This is a genomic window from Mycobacterium syngnathidarum (genome assembly GCF_001942625.1).
GTDB classification, from domain to species: Bacteria; Actinomycetota; Actinomycetes; order Mycobacteriales; family Mycobacteriaceae; genus Mycobacterium; species Mycobacterium syngnathidarum.
This window is the reverse complement of sequence record NZ_MLCL01000039.1, coordinates 171,360-184,850: the sequence shown is the minus strand read 5'-3', so window position 1 is coordinate 184,850 and position 13,491 is coordinate 171,360. Positions and strand designations below refer to the sequence as shown.

General features: G+C 65.3%; 19 protein-coding genes and 1 pseudogene. 9 read left to right on the top strand and 11 right to left on the bottom strand.

Annotated features, from left to right (window positions below):
- Positions 1 to 115: 115 nt before the first annotated feature.
- A pseudogene (locus BKG60_RS32480) lies at positions 116 to 292 on the bottom strand (IS1380 family transposase); the annotation flags it as partial.
- A 1,187-nt stretch (positions 293 to 1,479) separates the two neighbouring features.
- Between BKG60_RS32480 and BKG60_RS31705 the strand changes: the two are divergent.
- The 4 genes from BKG60_RS31705 (at position 1,480) to BKG60_RS13115 (ending at position 3,326) form a co-directional block, all read left to right on the top strand.
- A complete protein-coding gene (locus tag BKG60_RS31705) occupies positions 1,480 to 1,659 on the top strand; it encodes a hypothetical protein (protein WP_131827517.1) in 180 nt (59 codons plus the stop codon).
- Positions 1,656 to 1,811 carry a hypothetical protein gene (locus BKG60_RS31965; protein WP_165688710.1) on the top strand — a complete coding sequence of 52 codons (156 nt, stop codon included), beginning with the start codon at positions 1,656 to 1,658 and terminating at the stop codon, positions 1,809 to 1,811. Before BKG60_RS31705 ends, BKG60_RS31965 begins: the two co-directional genes overlap by 4 nt.
- A gap of 335 nt (positions 1,812 to 2,146) precedes the next feature.
- Complete coding sequence (locus tag BKG60_RS13120) at positions 2,147 to 2,893, top strand: metallophosphoesterase family protein (protein ID WP_075909670.1); 747 nt, start codon at positions 2,147 to 2,149, stop codon at positions 2,891 to 2,893.
- A 202-nt stretch (positions 2,894 to 3,095) separates the two neighbouring features.
- Entirely contained in the window at positions 3,096 to 3,326 is a 231-nt protein-coding gene (locus BKG60_RS13115; protein ID WP_075909675.1) for a hypothetical protein, read from the top strand.
- A gap of 123 nt (positions 3,327 to 3,449) precedes the next feature.
- Here the strand turns inward: BKG60_RS13115 and BKG60_RS13110 are convergent, their stop codons facing one another.
- From BKG60_RS13110 to BKG60_RS31695, 5 genes are all read right to left on the bottom strand, one after another.
- Positions 3,450 to 3,731 (bottom strand): hypothetical protein, encoded by a 282-nt coding sequence (locus tag BKG60_RS13110; RefSeq protein ID WP_075909669.1) that lies wholly within the window; start codon positions 3,729 to 3,731, stop codon positions 3,450 to 3,452.
- Entirely contained in the window at positions 3,728 to 3,934 is a 207-nt protein-coding gene (locus BKG60_RS31700) for a hypothetical protein (RefSeq protein WP_047038453.1), read from the bottom strand. The genes BKG60_RS13110 and BKG60_RS31700 overlap by 4 nt, the downstream gene beginning before the upstream one ends.
- Before the next feature lie 63 nt (positions 3,935 to 3,997).
- Positions 3,998 to 4,183: a hypothetical protein gene (locus BKG60_RS13105; RefSeq protein ID WP_019346315.1), complete on the bottom strand. Its 186-nt coding sequence runs from the start codon at positions 4,181 to 4,183 to the stop codon at positions 3,998 to 4,000.
- Between the two features lie 6 nt (positions 4,184 to 4,189).
- Entirely contained in the window at positions 4,190 to 4,399 is a 210-nt protein-coding gene (locus BKG60_RS13100; protein WP_019346314.1) for a hypothetical protein, read from the bottom strand.
- The gene (locus BKG60_RS31695; protein ID WP_019346313.1) at positions 4,399 to 4,653 is read right to left on the bottom strand and encodes a hypothetical protein; all 255 of its coding nucleotides are present in this window, start codon (positions 4,651 to 4,653) and stop codon (positions 4,399 to 4,401) included. Before BKG60_RS31695 ends, BKG60_RS13100 begins: the two co-directional genes overlap by 1 nt.
- 200 nt (positions 4,654 to 4,853) lie before the next feature.
- Between BKG60_RS31695 and BKG60_RS13090 the strand changes: the two genes are divergently transcribed.
- Positions 4,854 to 5,102: a hypothetical protein gene (locus tag BKG60_RS13090; protein WP_019346312.1), complete on the top strand. Its 249-nt coding sequence runs from the start codon at positions 4,854 to 4,856 to the stop codon at positions 5,100 to 5,102.
- A gap of 245 nt (positions 5,103 to 5,347) precedes the next feature.
- On the opposite strand, the gene BKG60_RS13085 is transcribed toward BKG60_RS13090, so the two are convergent.
- The 5 genes from BKG60_RS13085 to BKG60_RS13065 all read right to left on the bottom strand — a co-directional run bounded on the left by BKG60_RS13085 (position 5,348) and on the right by BKG60_RS13065 (position 8,746).
- A complete protein-coding gene (locus tag BKG60_RS13085) occupies positions 5,348 to 5,539 on the bottom strand; it encodes a hypothetical protein (RefSeq protein WP_075909668.1) in 192 nt (63 codons plus the stop codon).
- 500 nt (positions 5,540 to 6,039) lie between these two features.
- Positions 6,040 to 6,531, bottom strand: coding sequence for an SRPBCC family protein (locus BKG60_RS13080; RefSeq protein ID WP_070946106.1), 492 nt, complete (start codon positions 6,529 to 6,531; stop codon positions 6,040 to 6,042).
- A gap of 395 nt (positions 6,532 to 6,926) precedes the next feature.
- Positions 6,927 to 7,280 (bottom strand): hypothetical protein, encoded by a 354-nt coding sequence (locus BKG60_RS13075; protein WP_120764905.1) that lies wholly within the window; start codon positions 7,278 to 7,280, stop codon positions 6,927 to 6,929.
- Positions 7,277 to 8,032: a hypothetical protein gene (locus BKG60_RS13070; protein ID WP_070946107.1), complete on the bottom strand. Its 756-nt coding sequence runs from the start codon at positions 8,030 to 8,032 to the stop codon at positions 7,277 to 7,279. Before BKG60_RS13070 ends, BKG60_RS13075 begins: the two co-directional genes overlap by 4 nt.
- Before the next feature lie 93 nt (positions 8,033 to 8,125).
- Positions 8,126 to 8,746 (bottom strand): VldE C-terminal domain-containing protein, encoded by a 621-nt coding sequence (locus tag BKG60_RS13065; protein ID WP_070946108.1) that lies wholly within the window; start codon positions 8,744 to 8,746, stop codon positions 8,126 to 8,128.
- A gap of 502 nt (positions 8,747 to 9,248) precedes the next feature.
- Between BKG60_RS13065 and BKG60_RS13060 the strand changes: the two genes are divergently transcribed.
- From BKG60_RS13060 to BKG60_RS32470, 4 genes are read left to right on the top strand one after another with little or no spacing between them, the layout of a single operon-like run.
- Positions 9,249 to 10,556, top strand: coding sequence for a hypothetical protein (locus BKG60_RS13060; protein ID WP_070946109.1), 1,308 nt, complete (start codon positions 9,249 to 9,251; stop codon positions 10,554 to 10,556).
- On the top strand, positions 10,556 to 11,494 hold the full coding sequence (locus tag BKG60_RS13055) for a glutamate ABC transporter substrate-binding protein (RefSeq protein ID WP_075909667.1): 939 nt from the start codon (positions 10,556 to 10,558) through the stop codon (positions 11,492 to 11,494). The genes BKG60_RS13060 and BKG60_RS13055 overlap by 1 nt, the downstream gene beginning before the upstream one ends.
- A gap of 1 nt (position 11,495) precedes the next feature.
- Positions 11,496 to 12,503, top strand: a complete 1,008-nt coding sequence (locus BKG60_RS32475; RefSeq protein ID WP_239252659.1) for a serine/threonine protein kinase — start codon at positions 11,496 to 11,498, stop codon at positions 12,501 to 12,503.
- On the top strand, positions 12,391 to 13,488 hold the full coding sequence (locus tag BKG60_RS32470) for a tetratricopeptide repeat protein (protein ID WP_239252662.1): 1,098 nt from the start codon (positions 12,391 to 12,393) through the stop codon (positions 13,486 to 13,488). The genes BKG60_RS32475 and BKG60_RS32470 overlap by 113 nt, the downstream gene beginning before the upstream one ends.
- Positions 13,489 to 13,491: the final 3 nt, after the last annotated feature.

Sequence of the window (13,491 nt, the reverse complement as noted above, 5' to 3'; positions counted from 1 at the left end):
GGAAGCGCCTTTCTGAACGTGGGCTGATCGAAGTGTGGTAACTCCAATCATCCCAGCTCAAAGGGCACTTTCCTTACATCAACACCCTCCGAACAGGCGATTCATCGGTGGATCGAGGGTTAGCCGCCCCGGACTTGACCCGAGACGACCTGATGTGAATTGTGTTGTCCAACAACCGTGTCAGGCCAGCTTGCTCGGCCAGGGCCATCACCGGGACCAGCCCGGCGCACGACACGAGGTTGTCCTCGTCGAACACCGCGGAGTCGGGACCGAACGTGTGGGACACTCGCACTGGAAGTGCCTTTCTTGTGCTGGTCGGATTGTTGCGTAGAGAACACCAATCTTTCCAGCTCAGAGGGCACTTTCCTCATTCCGACACCCCAACAACCAGCCCATTCATCGGTGGATCAAGGCTAAGGGGGCTGACCGCCGAAATCGGCCGGGGTCGCGGCCCGGCTCGAAGACGACTCCCGCCCCACGACGAAGGCGATTGGGGCGAAAGGTAGGCGATGTCTGAGGCTGCCGACGAACGCGACGCGGTTCGGCCGCCTTCAACGCGCGGTCTTGGTGCCAAACACAGTGGGGTCTGGCGACGGTTCGGGCTCACCGTCATCCCAGCCGCGGCAGTACGGACACCACAGCAGAAGCCGGTAGTGGGTCGTCTCCGAGTACAGAATGGCGAACAACCAGAGGTCCATCGGAATTCGAAGGCGAGTGGACCAGATTCCGGTTGATAGAGCGCCCGGAAGTGCGAGCGACAATAGCTGCGGGCCGACCAAGACAGTGATCGTCACCGCTATCCCCGATGGCCGGGTAACAAAATGGGCCAACCAGAGCCAGCGCTTCTTCCGCTGGGCGCGGAGTGGGGCGTCGGTAGGCACTTCCTCAATGCAACGAACACACAACTGCCCCCTGAGCCGATGCGCTAGCGCCGCCAGTACACACACGGCCATCACCGTGCCGGCCGTGAAGCGGCTGGTGGGTCCCAGAAGGCCAAACCACGACGCGATACACACAGCCAGCCAGCAGGGCAGGACATAGAGACTGGAATGGGCAATCATCAACGAGAATCGCGAGGCTCGTGAGTCGCCTCCACAGGCATCCATGCACGTCATCTCAGGTCCTCCGTTGGCCGGGCGTTTTGCCGGCACTTTGCTTCGTACACGTCGCGATGCTCGCGCACGTCGACTACTCCGACGAGTCGGCATGCACGACACGCCGACACAGCTGGTCGGCTGAAACGGTCGGACTATGTGCAAGTAGAGGGCACGTGACAGTGCCTGTCGCGAAGCCGGTTCCGCTTCCGGAATCAGGCTGTACCCGCATTCCACGGATGCAGGTGACCGCTGCGAGAGTGCGCCGCAGCTGATCCGGTGTCTCAAGACTCCGTGGAGAGTGCACGACACACGGGTGTGCTGAATCCGCGCTGTCGCCACCGCAGCACTGTAATCTCCAAAATAGAGATAGAAGGAGGTTGGGATGCGAGGCGGAATCAGCTCCCCGCGGCGGCAACTGCCATGGAATCGCACCATGCACGAACGCACCGCACGCCGGCTCGTCCTCGCAACCACACTGTTGTGTGCCGCGGTGCTGGCCGGAGCTGCCATCGGTGAGAACCCTTGTCTAGCAGGCCTGATCGCCGATCTGGTTGTGCGATGACCCGACGCGTCATGATTCTCATCACCGCTGGCTCGGTCGGTTCGGTACTGGGCTGCCTCTACCTGGCGGACCTCGGCATGTTGGTGTACGCCACAATCATCGGCGCTATTTGCTGGATCGTGCTCGACTTCCTCAAATGGCAGGGAGAGTGAGGTCGAGTGCAGGTGTCGACCCTGGTGGTGGCTGGTTCTGCGATATATATTGGAGGCGTTCTCCTTGGTGGTGGAACACACGTGGGATGCGAGGCCCCGGCTCCAGTCGGGGCCTCGCATATTTTCTCTGTCAACAGTCCCGCGACTGCTGAGCTGAGCTGCGCAGAGTTGCGCTCAATCGCCACGCACCAGGATCTGGCCAGTTACCTGCCCGCCGGGGCCCGTCGCGAGGCGATCCGCCGACCCCGAATTCATTTGGCCCGCATCAGATCCGCCACAGGCTCTGATCCGAAAACCAATTGCTCCACATCGCTTCTGTCGCGGACCATGATTCGATGAGGACCGTTCTGCACGAGCCGGGGCCCAGCACGGTGATGCTCGCCGGCGACTGGCACGGCAACACTGGCTGGGCGACGTCGCTGATCCTGTCCGCAGGTGTCCGCGGCATCCCGGTGCTGCTGCAGCTTGGAGATTTTGGATTCTGGGTTCCGGGGCGTCGTACCGACGACTATCTCAACGAGATCGACACGGCCTGTGCACGTCACGGCGTCACCGTGCTTTGGGTCGACGGCAACCATGAATGCTTTGATGCGCTGTACGACATGCCGGCTGACCCCGACACGGGACTGCGCCAGATCCGGCCGCACATCTTCCACCTGCCGCGCGGCCTGCGCTGGCGCTGGCACGGCAAGACGTGGATGGCCTTGGGTGGCGCGCACTCGGTGGACCGCCCCATGCGCAAGCCCGGCGTGAGCTGGTGGCCCGAGGAACGTCTCACCGCATCTGATGTCTCCCACGCGATCAGCGGCGGCCCGGTCGACGTGATCGTCGCGCACGATGCACCGGACGGCTACGAGATCCCGGGTCTGCCCGGCGGTTTCCCGCCAGCCGAGCTGTACCAGGCCGACCTGCATCGGCAGCTTGTCGGCGAGGTTGTAGACGCCACCACGCCAACGCTGCTGTACCACGGCCACTACCACATCCGCTACACCGCGCAGCGTGGACCGACCCGGATCATCGGCCTAGCCGACGACGGCGGCAACTTCGTGAAGAGCGCCATGATCCTGGACCTGACCGTCTGACAGCAGCCGCCGCGGGCGACGAACACTGCAGCTCGGGAGCTGAGCGGTGCTCCGGTCCGCTGCGGTGCCAGCGCCTGTCACCACCAACAGCTCCAGGCGCAGCTGCGGGCTCGGAGGGCGGGACACGGCGGGCCGCGACACTGACGCACATCACGTCCCCCAATGTCCGAAGCTGTCGAGCCTCGGTGCGAAGATGCTGTGCATGGCTGAGGAGATGGTGCAGCGCGTCAAACCAGCTCGCCGGGATGTCGAGCTGAAGGATCTCACCATCCTCGTGCGCGCTGACGGAAATCCATTCGCCGTGCGGTGCTTCACCGAGGCGGAGTATGGCGAAGCAGAGCGCTACGCCACCGAGATCCATGGTGAGTTGGTCGATGTCTCCTGGCCGCGGCTGACTGACTCGACAGCCGCGGCCGATCAATCGCTGTCGTAGTGGCGCCGGTGCGGCATTTCCCGTCACAGATCCGAGCAATTGCTCCGATCCGGTCCAGGTCTCCTCAACGTCGACGACATCGCGGCGCGCACGACAGAGCAGCGGAGGGTCACGCTGCTGTTCTCAGAGCGCGAAGGTGACGATCCAGCGCGGGTCGTTCTGCTCGATCGCCGCGGCTGCTTCCACGAACACGCCGCGGCTGCGTTCCTCGTCATCGAGACCGAAGCGGTGTGCGATCGCGCCGGCGACGGCGGCGGTGTTGGCGTCGTCCCACTGCCCGGTGGCTCGCTGGCCTTGGGGGAGGTACACGTCGGCGCGGCCGTGGCGCGACACCCGGATCGCTTCGGTCTCGCGGTGGTCCCACACGTCGTAGTCCAGGTGCACGAAGACAGTCGCGGTGCTCACGACTGGAATGCCCCGCCGGCATCCACGATGCGGGCTGCTGTCGCCCATGCGAATTCGACGCGGCCGCCTCGCCCATCGCTACGCGACACCGTGGCGAATGGGTGGGCCCAGCCGATGATGCGTGCTGGCTCCCCGTCGAGCGTCACTTTCGATTCGCAGAGTTGTTGGCGTTGGGCATCGTCGAGTCCACCGTGTGTTGGCATGCGCGCATAGTGGCAGCCATCGCACGGGAGCACGATGCTCGGCGCGAGTGCTTTTGGAGGAGATCAGCTCAGGATTGTCAAGGCTTCGCTTTGCGCGCGCGTCCAGTGGCGTGGGGGTGCGTCACCGGTGAACGTGGTCTCGTCCCACTCAATGGTGAAGATGCCTGGACGCATCCCGTGGTCGAGCCAGTCGACGACGGCGCCGATCGCGCCATTAGCGGTCTTGACAACATTGCCGAGTTCGACCACGGCGCCTTACCTTTCGACGGAGCAGATGTGGGTGTAGCTGAACCGGTCGAGATTCTGCTGCGACTTGATGGCGGTGAGCTGGCCGGCGGATTCACCGTCTGCGATGACCCCGTAGAGCCGTAGGCGGCCGTAGGCGTCGTAGCCGGGCTCGGCCAGGATCGCCGCGGCCTCGTCGTAGGTCAGGGTCTTCTCAACGCCGCCATCGATGATCGACATCAGCGGTTCTCCTCCATCCAGCCGCGAGCGGTGACCAGGCCCAGTGGACCGTTCGCCACAGACTCATCGGGCTTTCCGTAGTTCTTCACCACGGCCGTCGCGGTGTTCAGTGGCGTCCACACGATCAGAATCTCGATACCGTCACGGCCGTAGACGACCTGCTCCTGGTCTTCGAAGCACGGGGTCACCGAGACGGTGGCCCATCTGTGTTGTGCGGCGACCTGTTCGAGCACCGCGCGTCCGTTGTAGGTCATGTCGGCATCGTGGCAGGGCCCGCACATCACCGGTGTGCACGGCGCGACCAGCACCAGTGGGCAGGCGCATCTCGCCACCCCCGCCGCGATGTCACGTCCTGAGAGTGATCCGGCGGGAGGACCGCGACGCGCCGCGTTCGCCGGTCGGAGAACGGCGCGGGCAGAGTCGCGCTGCCATCCGCCGACGAGAGGAATCATCCATGGGCAGCACGAACTTCGAGCAGCTACGCATCAACGTGCTCAACGCTGCACGCGAAGGCCGGGCCACCTACCTGCCGGCCGGTGCCCGAGACAACCGCACCGCCGAGGTCTACATCGATGGCGAGCTGGTAGGCCAGGCGTCCACCGTCGCGCACTTCGTGCGTGAGGATCCGGAGAACACCACGCGCTTCGGGGAACGAAAATTGCTGCCCGGATACGACCACCAGATCCCGGAACGGTTGCGCTGAAACGAAACTGGAACCAGATTGGCGCCGGCCCGGCTCAAGCCGCAGCGAACAGGAACCCGTCACCGTCTGCGACCCAACTTCCGGGCGGGAAACCGTGATCAGCGATGAGAGATGCCAGGGCCGGGCTGCGCACCGCGGAGCTGGTCCCGCTCAGCCGCACCAGCACCGTGCCCTTGTCATCTTCGACCCACCGCGGCGGGGAGGCGCTGATTGCTGGTCGACGCCGTCGCCAGCCCCACTTCGGACTATCTCGCGACGAACGACAGGAACACCTGCTGCTTCTGCCCGCCGGCGGTCACGTCGAATTCTCCGTCAGCGTGCACCGGGTCACCGCCTCCCGCGCGGATCTGGGAGGCGACGGATTCAAGGATCAGCGCCAGCGTCTCGGCGTCGTCGGGGCCATCGGTGGATGCGGAAACAGTCAGGTTCATCGACACGGCGTCAGTGTCACCGCACTCCGGGTGACCGGGCTCTGCGCGGCGCGAACGCCGACTCGCCCTAAGCCTGTCGAACAGCATGGTGCCGACCGTGCGGACGTGACATTCTGAACCGAGTCCGTGCGGCCTGCGCAGGCCGAGCCACCCGAACTCCGTCCCGACTTCACACATAGTTCCCACTCAACGGCTAATCCCGCGTATCCACTCTGCTATGTTTATGCAGGTCAAAGACACATGGGCGTCGGCCTGAATCAGGGAAAACAGTGATCTACACTCCTGGGGGTCAAGTGGTCGCAGGTTCAAATCCTGTCAGCCCGACCGAGTTTTTGCAGTACAGAGGTGGTTTCGGAGAAATCCGAGACCACCTTTTTCATACCCGCTAGGGGTATGTACCGCAACCCGAGCGCCGGACCTCATCATTCGGTCTTCGCCGCAGGCCTGACCGTGACCTCAGGGGCATGGGCCTGTATCGCCAGTTTCGCCGATCCTGAACGACTGTCTTAGCCGCCCGCCTCGATGACTCGTTTCAAGTACCGCAGTTCGGTGCGGGCGTGCTCGCGGTCCTTCTCGATGCCGTCGAGCAGGCGAGTGAAAACGAAGCCCACGAAACGGCCGAACATGCCACGCGGATACGTTGCCCACACGTGGGCGCTCACCTGCGTGGTGTCTTGGTCGCCGGGCTGGATGCGCCAGGTAACCCCCTCGCCGATCGGGACCGACACACCCCACCATTTGTATTGCGCGCGTGCTTCCCACGTGACCGCCGACATGGGGTCAACGCGGGTTATCTCGCCGTCGGCGACGCAGGGAATCCCGGCGACTTTTTCCCGAATCCGAATCTGGGCGCCGATCTCGATGGCGCGATCATCGAGGCGTTCAAGGCTCTCGTGTTCGGGATTGGACGGCGGCCACCAGTCTTCAAGATCGATCATCACGTCCCAGACGGCCGACGGCGATGCATCGATGGTGATGGTTTCAGTGAATTCGAACATTCCGTTACCTCCATCTCGCATTTGTGTACTGCGAATCGTGTGCCGCGCCTTTGCGAGAAGCAGATCGTTCGGTCGGCGGGGATCGCCGAAGCATCGGGCATCCACGGATCAAGCAGCACACGGCCCTCTGTGCTGTTCGGACCTTCAACCCAGGGGGCCTGCCCCGAACCTATGCATAGATCGCAATATGTGCAATCGTCGAGCCGCCCCGCTGCGGGTAGCCCGAAGAGATGAAAGTCAAATGCCGCAACTCAGAAGCGCTCGCGGACCTGATCTGTGGCAACGTCGGCTCCGATGCCCTGACCTTCGGCGTTGCAGACGTGACGGCACACCCGCCCGGAATGGGAAGCAGCCAGCCTTCATTCGTATGCGCCGGCCCGTGGTCGCCGGATGAACTACCCGGACGCGGTCCGCCGAGCCTCGGCTTCACCCGCCACCAGCTCCAGGCTGTCACCGACGTCGACCGTGACCACCGCTGTGGCTTGAAACAGGCCGTAGAAGTCGTCGGTCCTGGCGAACGTGTGCGCGCGGGAGAACAGCGGCTGCACATCGAACACCTTCACCCGAAGCTTTTCGCGCGTGAGTCTGCCCAATTCCCTACCGGATTCGGGATCGGTGATCACCTGATCGGAGTCGGAGTGCACGGCGAAGACCATGCCCGGCACGACACCTGCCTCTGCGCCACGATTGATGACCAAGGTGTAGTCGTCTTCGATGAGAGCGACCTGACCGGACAGGCGATCGTTCATGACGCCGCCAGAGAGTTGCTCTCTCGCAAAGATTTGGGTGCGGAGCCGGCCCGGATTCGCGGACGGGCATCGAGGCTTTCCACGGACAGCAGCGCGTCGACGTGAGGCGCTTCGTCCTGCTCGGTCCCTAACGTGAGTTCGACCGCGGTCTTGGCCTGGAAAAGGGCGATCATCGCCTGTTGCTGACGTTCCGCGCCGAAGGCGGTGAGGGCGATGGCGAGCTTCTTGTCGACATATTCGACTGAACGCTGAAGCTCCGGTGCGGACGGCGCCTGCGCCGAGCCTTCCGCGCGCGCCACCGCCTGGTTGCCGAGCCCGCTGTACCAACGGTGTGCGAGCGTGCCGAGGACGAATGAGCACACCGGCACCACCACGACGATGCAGAGAACGCCGAGGGGTTTCTGCATGGCAAGCGCGCCGACGATGCCCAACAGCATCGTCACGCCCGCCACAGCCAGCAGGCGCACGGTCGGTGGCACGGCTTCGATCGCGCGGGACAACTGCCCTGCGGCGCGGGCTCCGTATCGAGCGGCCTCGCCGATGGCCCGGACGACGGCCGTGCCGGCTTTGAGCGCGATCCGTCCCGCCTCGTCGGCCTTCTTGCGGGCCACCTCGGGCTTGGGCATCGTCCACACGCGCTGTTGCGACTGCTCGCCGGCAGCCGTTGGCGGTTCACCGTGCGCCTGGTCGGTTTCGGGGCCGGACGTTTCAGGTGTCGGCGCACCACTTGTCACATTCGCATCAACAACCACATCTGCATCATCGCGCTGGTTGGGTCCGATGTTGATCCGGCACGCCGAAGTCTCAGCAATTCCATGGGGCGCTGCCCGGGCGAGTGGCAGCGGCTATGTCAGATACGTTTCGTCCCCGGTCGGGAATCCACCACCGTTGGTGGCGATGTGCACGTGGTCGTAGTGGTTGGCGGTGTCCCCGCCGCGGTCGGACATCTTTCTGGGAGCCTTGCCGCGGTACATGATGTGCTGCCGGAAGATCACGTGGTTCACGCCGAACCGATCGGCGTTGTCGAGCACGTAGGCGACGATGCGGTCGCCGAGCGCCTTCCCTTCTGGGCTGGCGTAGTTCGGGATCATCACGTCGATGGCCAACCCATTCGGGTGCCACTTCATCGAATCGGCCCGAACCCCGCCGATGTTGAGTATTTCGGGGAATCGCGCGCTGACCGCGCGGGCCGCCAGGATGGTCTCGACCTGCAGGCCCTTTTCCGGCGCGCGGCCGACGGGCAGCGGGAAACGCATGTTGCGGCGTACGGCGCGATCGGCGCGGACTGCAGGTGCTGCAGGGGCGGCCGCTGGCTCGACGGCCGCTGCCGGCACCACCTCGGCCCCGCCCTTGGTGGCCGGTCCGGCGTCTGCGCCGACGACCAGGAATGCGGCGGCAGGCGCGACGACCGCAGCCATGGCTGCAGACCGGCGGCGCCGATCCATTTTCAAACGGTGTCTACCCACGAGGACCGGACCCTACCGGCGCAGCGGATCATCGCCGGAATCGTGAAGTTGTCTGGTAGTGCCGTTGGCAACCATCGCCACCACGCGACGTCAACAGGCGGTTGACGGGAAGGGGTGTCCGGGGAATGTCAGGTGAACGCCGGGCGAACGTCGAAGAAGGGGCAGGTCAGCAATCATGCCATCGGCCGCGGGCGGCCCGGATTTCCGGGACTGGGGGCGGGCCGGGTTGCCGGCCGAATTCGGTGCCCGTCGCGTGATCCGGTCCCACCGGGGCAAAATATATGGCCTTTACCACATTTGTCGGTCAACTGCGCCTACGCCGCGGTTGACGACGGCGTAATTTGAGCGAATCTGGCCCGCAAAACGGGGGGCGACTCCGAGACTGTGGTAGCCGCGTAATAAGGCCACGCCGCGCGTCGGTGGGGGCTACCGTGAAATTCATCGGCGTTTGATCGAGTCCGGTTCCGCTGCTCGGGACCAGCCTGCGACGAGGTGATGTCGAGTGCACAGCGGTGAGTTGGAGAGCCGGCAGACGCTCACACTCGACGAGTCCGTGCTCGCCGACGCCGAGGAACCGGACCGCCCGGTCGTCGACTTCCTGCGAGCCACCCCCGGACGGATAGCGGTGATCGCGGTCATCCTGATCGCGGCGGTGCTCACCATCGGCGTGGCGTCGTCGGCGACGACGGCCGATCGCCAACGCGAGCTGGAGACTCTTCGGCTGCACACCGAGCCGCTCGCTGATGCGGCGCAACGCATTTACAGCGCCCTGTCGGCGGCCAACACCACCGCGGCCACCGCGTTTCTGGCCGGCGGTGTGGAACCGCGCGATGTCCGCGATCGCTATTACGCCGCCGTCGGTGAGGCGTCGGCCGGCCTGGTCACCGCGTCAAACGGGGTATCGCCCAACGATATTCGCTCACTGACGTTGCTCACCGATCTGTCCAATCAGCTCGCGGTCTACACGGGCATCATGGGAACCGCTCGCGCGGCCAACCGCGACGGCCGCCCCATCGGCGTGGCGTATCTCAGCGAAGCCTCCACACTGCTGCAACAATCCATGCTCCCGGCGGCCGAGCAGCTGTACCGGACTCAGGCCGAGACGGTCACGGCGACCGGACGGACGGCCGTCGTGACGCCGGCGTTGGTCGCGGGAGCAGTGCTGGCGGTGGGACTGCTGGTGGTCGCACAGGTTTTCCTGGCCAGGCGCAGCCATCGTCGTCTCAACCCCGGCCTGGTGGTCGCATCGGTGTTGATGACGGTGCTCGCGGTGTGGCTGGCGTTGGCCGGACTGGTGCTGCTGCGTGGCGTCAATGCCGCCCGGACGTCGGGTGGGGAGCCCCTCGAATCGGTGGTGACCGCGCGGATCCTGGTTCAGCAGGCCCGTGCGGACGAAATCCTCGGGCTGCTCAAGCGGGGCTCCGACACGCTCTCCGATGTGCGGTTCGAAGAGCGGACCGGGCAGGTCGGCCGGATCCTCGACGCGCATGCAGTGGACGGAGCGCAGAATGCGCTGCACGCCTGGAGATCCGCCCATGTTGAGATCCGCGACAAGCTGGCCCGCGGTGACTATCCCGGTGCGGTCGCGATCGCCCGGGACGGCACACCGCAGAGCTCGAAGGAGCAGTTCACCCGCCTGGACGAGGCGCTGGGGGAGGACATCGCCCGATTGCGTGACCGGCAGCGCGACGGCATCACCCGGGCGTACGCGGCGTTGAATGCGCTACCCGCCGGTGCCGCGGCCATCAGCGTGTTGGCCGCACTCGCCGTTGCCGCCGGCGTCGCGCCGAGACTGAGTGAGTACCACTGATGCGGGCGGCCGCCGGGTTTTTCGTCCTCGCCGCTGTGGTGGCGGGGTGCACCACGACGCAGCCACTCGTCCAGGTGTCGGCCTCGTTGACCACCGTGCCCACGCCGAGCGGCGCCGTGGTGGCGTCAGGGGTCCACGGGGCTCCGGTCGAGAGTTGCAATGCCACAGCGAGTTTGCGTCCCTCAGATGTGCCCGGTCCGGCAGTGCAGGCGATCCGGCAACGAGGCCGGTTGGTGGTGGGCATCGACCAGAGCACCAATCTGCTGAGCTTTCGCGATCCAGTGTCGGGTGAACTGGCCGGGTTCGACGTCGACATCGCGCGCGAAGTGGCCCGCGACCTGCTCGGTGACCCCGCCGAGGTGGAGTTCCGCCTGCTGACATCGCCCGAACGCATCAGCGCCCTGCAGGACGGCAGCGTCGACATCGTGGTCAAGGCGATGACGGTCACCTGCGCGCGGGCTGAGCAGATCGCCTTCTCCACAGTGTATTTCGATGCCCGGCAGCGTCTGCTCGTACCGAAAGCCTCGCCGGTCCGCGGGCCGGCTGACCTGGCGGGCAAACGCGTGTGCTCACAGGTGGATACGACATCGCTGGCCACGGTGGCCAGGGTGGCACCGACGGCGACCCTGCTTGCCGTTCAGAATTGGGATGATTGTCTGGTGGCGCTGCAGCAGGGGCAGGCCGACGCGGTGAGCACCGACGATTGGATCTTGGCCGGGATGGCTGTGCAGGATCCGTACCTGCACCTGGTCGGCCCCAGTTTGGAAGACGAGCCCTACGGCATCGGAATGAACAAGTCCCGCGAGGATCTGGTGCGAGCCGTCAACGCGAGCCTGGAGCGGATCCGTGGCGACGGAACCTGGTTGTCGCTGTACCGCAGATGGCTGTCCGTCCTCGGCCCGCCGCCGAGCCCGCCGTCACCGAGGTACCGGGACTGACATGGCCGGGCAGGAGGGAACGCGAGCCGTGCTGGTGACCGAATCGTCACCGGTCAACGTCGAAGGCACCACCACCCGGCCGCGGTTGCGCACCGGCCGGCGCAGGGTCGGCGACGGCCTGGTGGAGATCCCGATTGCACAGGACATCGAGCCGGTCAACGCAATCCTCACCAACCCCGTTGTCGCCGAGTCGAAACGGGAGTGCGGTGGCTGCGGGCGACCGGTGGGCCGGGGGAGTGCGGGTGCGCCGGGGGCTAGCGAAGGGGTGTGCCCGCAGTGTGGCGCGTTGTACTCGTTCTCCCCGCAGCTCGAGACCGGCGAGTTGGTTGCGGGCCAGTACGAGGTCCAGGGCTGTATCGCCCACGGCGGTGTCGGCTGGATCTACCTGGCGATCGACCGCAACGTCAGTGACCGGTGGGTGGTGCTCAAGGGTCTGCTGCAGCCGGGTGGGCAGAAGGCGCAGGCGATCGCGGTGGCCGAACGCCAGTTCCTCGCGATGGTCAACCACCCTGGCATCGTCAAGATCTACAACTTCGTCGAACATCCGGGGTTCGACGGACGCCCCGTCGGCTACATCGTGATGGAGTACCTCGGCGGCACCACCCTGGAGGCCGTCCTGGACAAGACGCGGACGGTGTCAGGGGAAACCACGCAGATGATGCCGGTGGAGCAGGCGCTCGGCTATCTGCTCGACGTGATGCCGGCCCTGGCTTATCTGCACTCACTCGGCCTGGTCTACAACGACCTCAAACCCGAGAACATCATGCTCACCGAGGACAACGTCGAGTTGATCGACATGGGTGCGGTTTCAGGGGTCGGGGATTTCGGATACATATACGGCACCAAGGGTTTTCAGGCTCCGGAGATCGTCCGAACCGGACCGTCGATCGCCACCGATGTCTTATACCGTCGGCCGGACGCTGGCCAAGCTGACCGTCGACCTGCCCAACGATACCTACGCCGAGACCTTGCCCGCCCGCGACGAGGTGCCTCTGTTCGATCGGTATGAATCCTTCTATCGGTTGCTGGTCCGTGCCACCAATCCCCGTCCAGCGCAAAGATTCTCATCTGTTGACGATATGGCAGACCAATGCCGGGGTGTGCTTCACGAAATCCTTGCCGAGCAGACCGGCTCCCCGAGCCCGCGAGCGTCGAGGCTCTTCAATGCGCCAACCACCACATTCGGCACGGATCTGGCATTGCAGGGCACCGACGTCTTCGTCGACGGCCGTCGGCGCGCCGCGGCGCTGCAGGCCCATGACGTCGTACACGCGCTGCCGGAACCGGCGCCGGTCGAGAGCGCCGACGAAGACTGGCGAGAGGACTGGGACGACGGGATCGCCGGCCTGTCGACCGGTGATCACGGTGCGGCACTGGCGTGTTTCGAGCGGGTCGTCGTCATGCTGCCCGGTGAGGCCGCGCCCAAGCTGGCGGCGGCTGCGACCGCTGAACTGCTCTCGGCATCGGATGATCTGCCTGATGCGAAACGATTGCGGCAGTTGGCAGCACGGTACTACCGAACGTTGTGGCGAACCGACCACGCGATGGTCAGCGCGGCGTTCGGCTTGGCCCGGCTTCTTGCCGGGCAGGGCGAACGGGCCGCCGCAATCGAGGTGCTCGACCAGGTCCCGGTGACCTCGCGTCACTACGGGGAGGCCGAACTGACCTCGGCGGTGATGCTGCTCGACGGATGTGCGGAGGTCACCGAGGCGAACTTGCGCGATGCTGCGCGGCGGGTGGGTGCCCTGCCCGACACCGAGCCGCGCGTTCTGCAGATCCGTGCGTTCGTCCTCGGCATCGCCCTCGACTGGCTGCGGTCCGGCGCCGCGACGTCCACGAGCGAACCGATTCTCGATCAAGCCTTCGATCAACGGGGTCTGCGCGTCGGCATCGAAGAGGCGCTGCGGGAGCTGGCGCGGCACTCGCCACGGCGCCGGCATCGCTACTGGCTTGTCGACGTGGCGAACGCGATCAGGCCACCGAGCTGGATGTGAGGG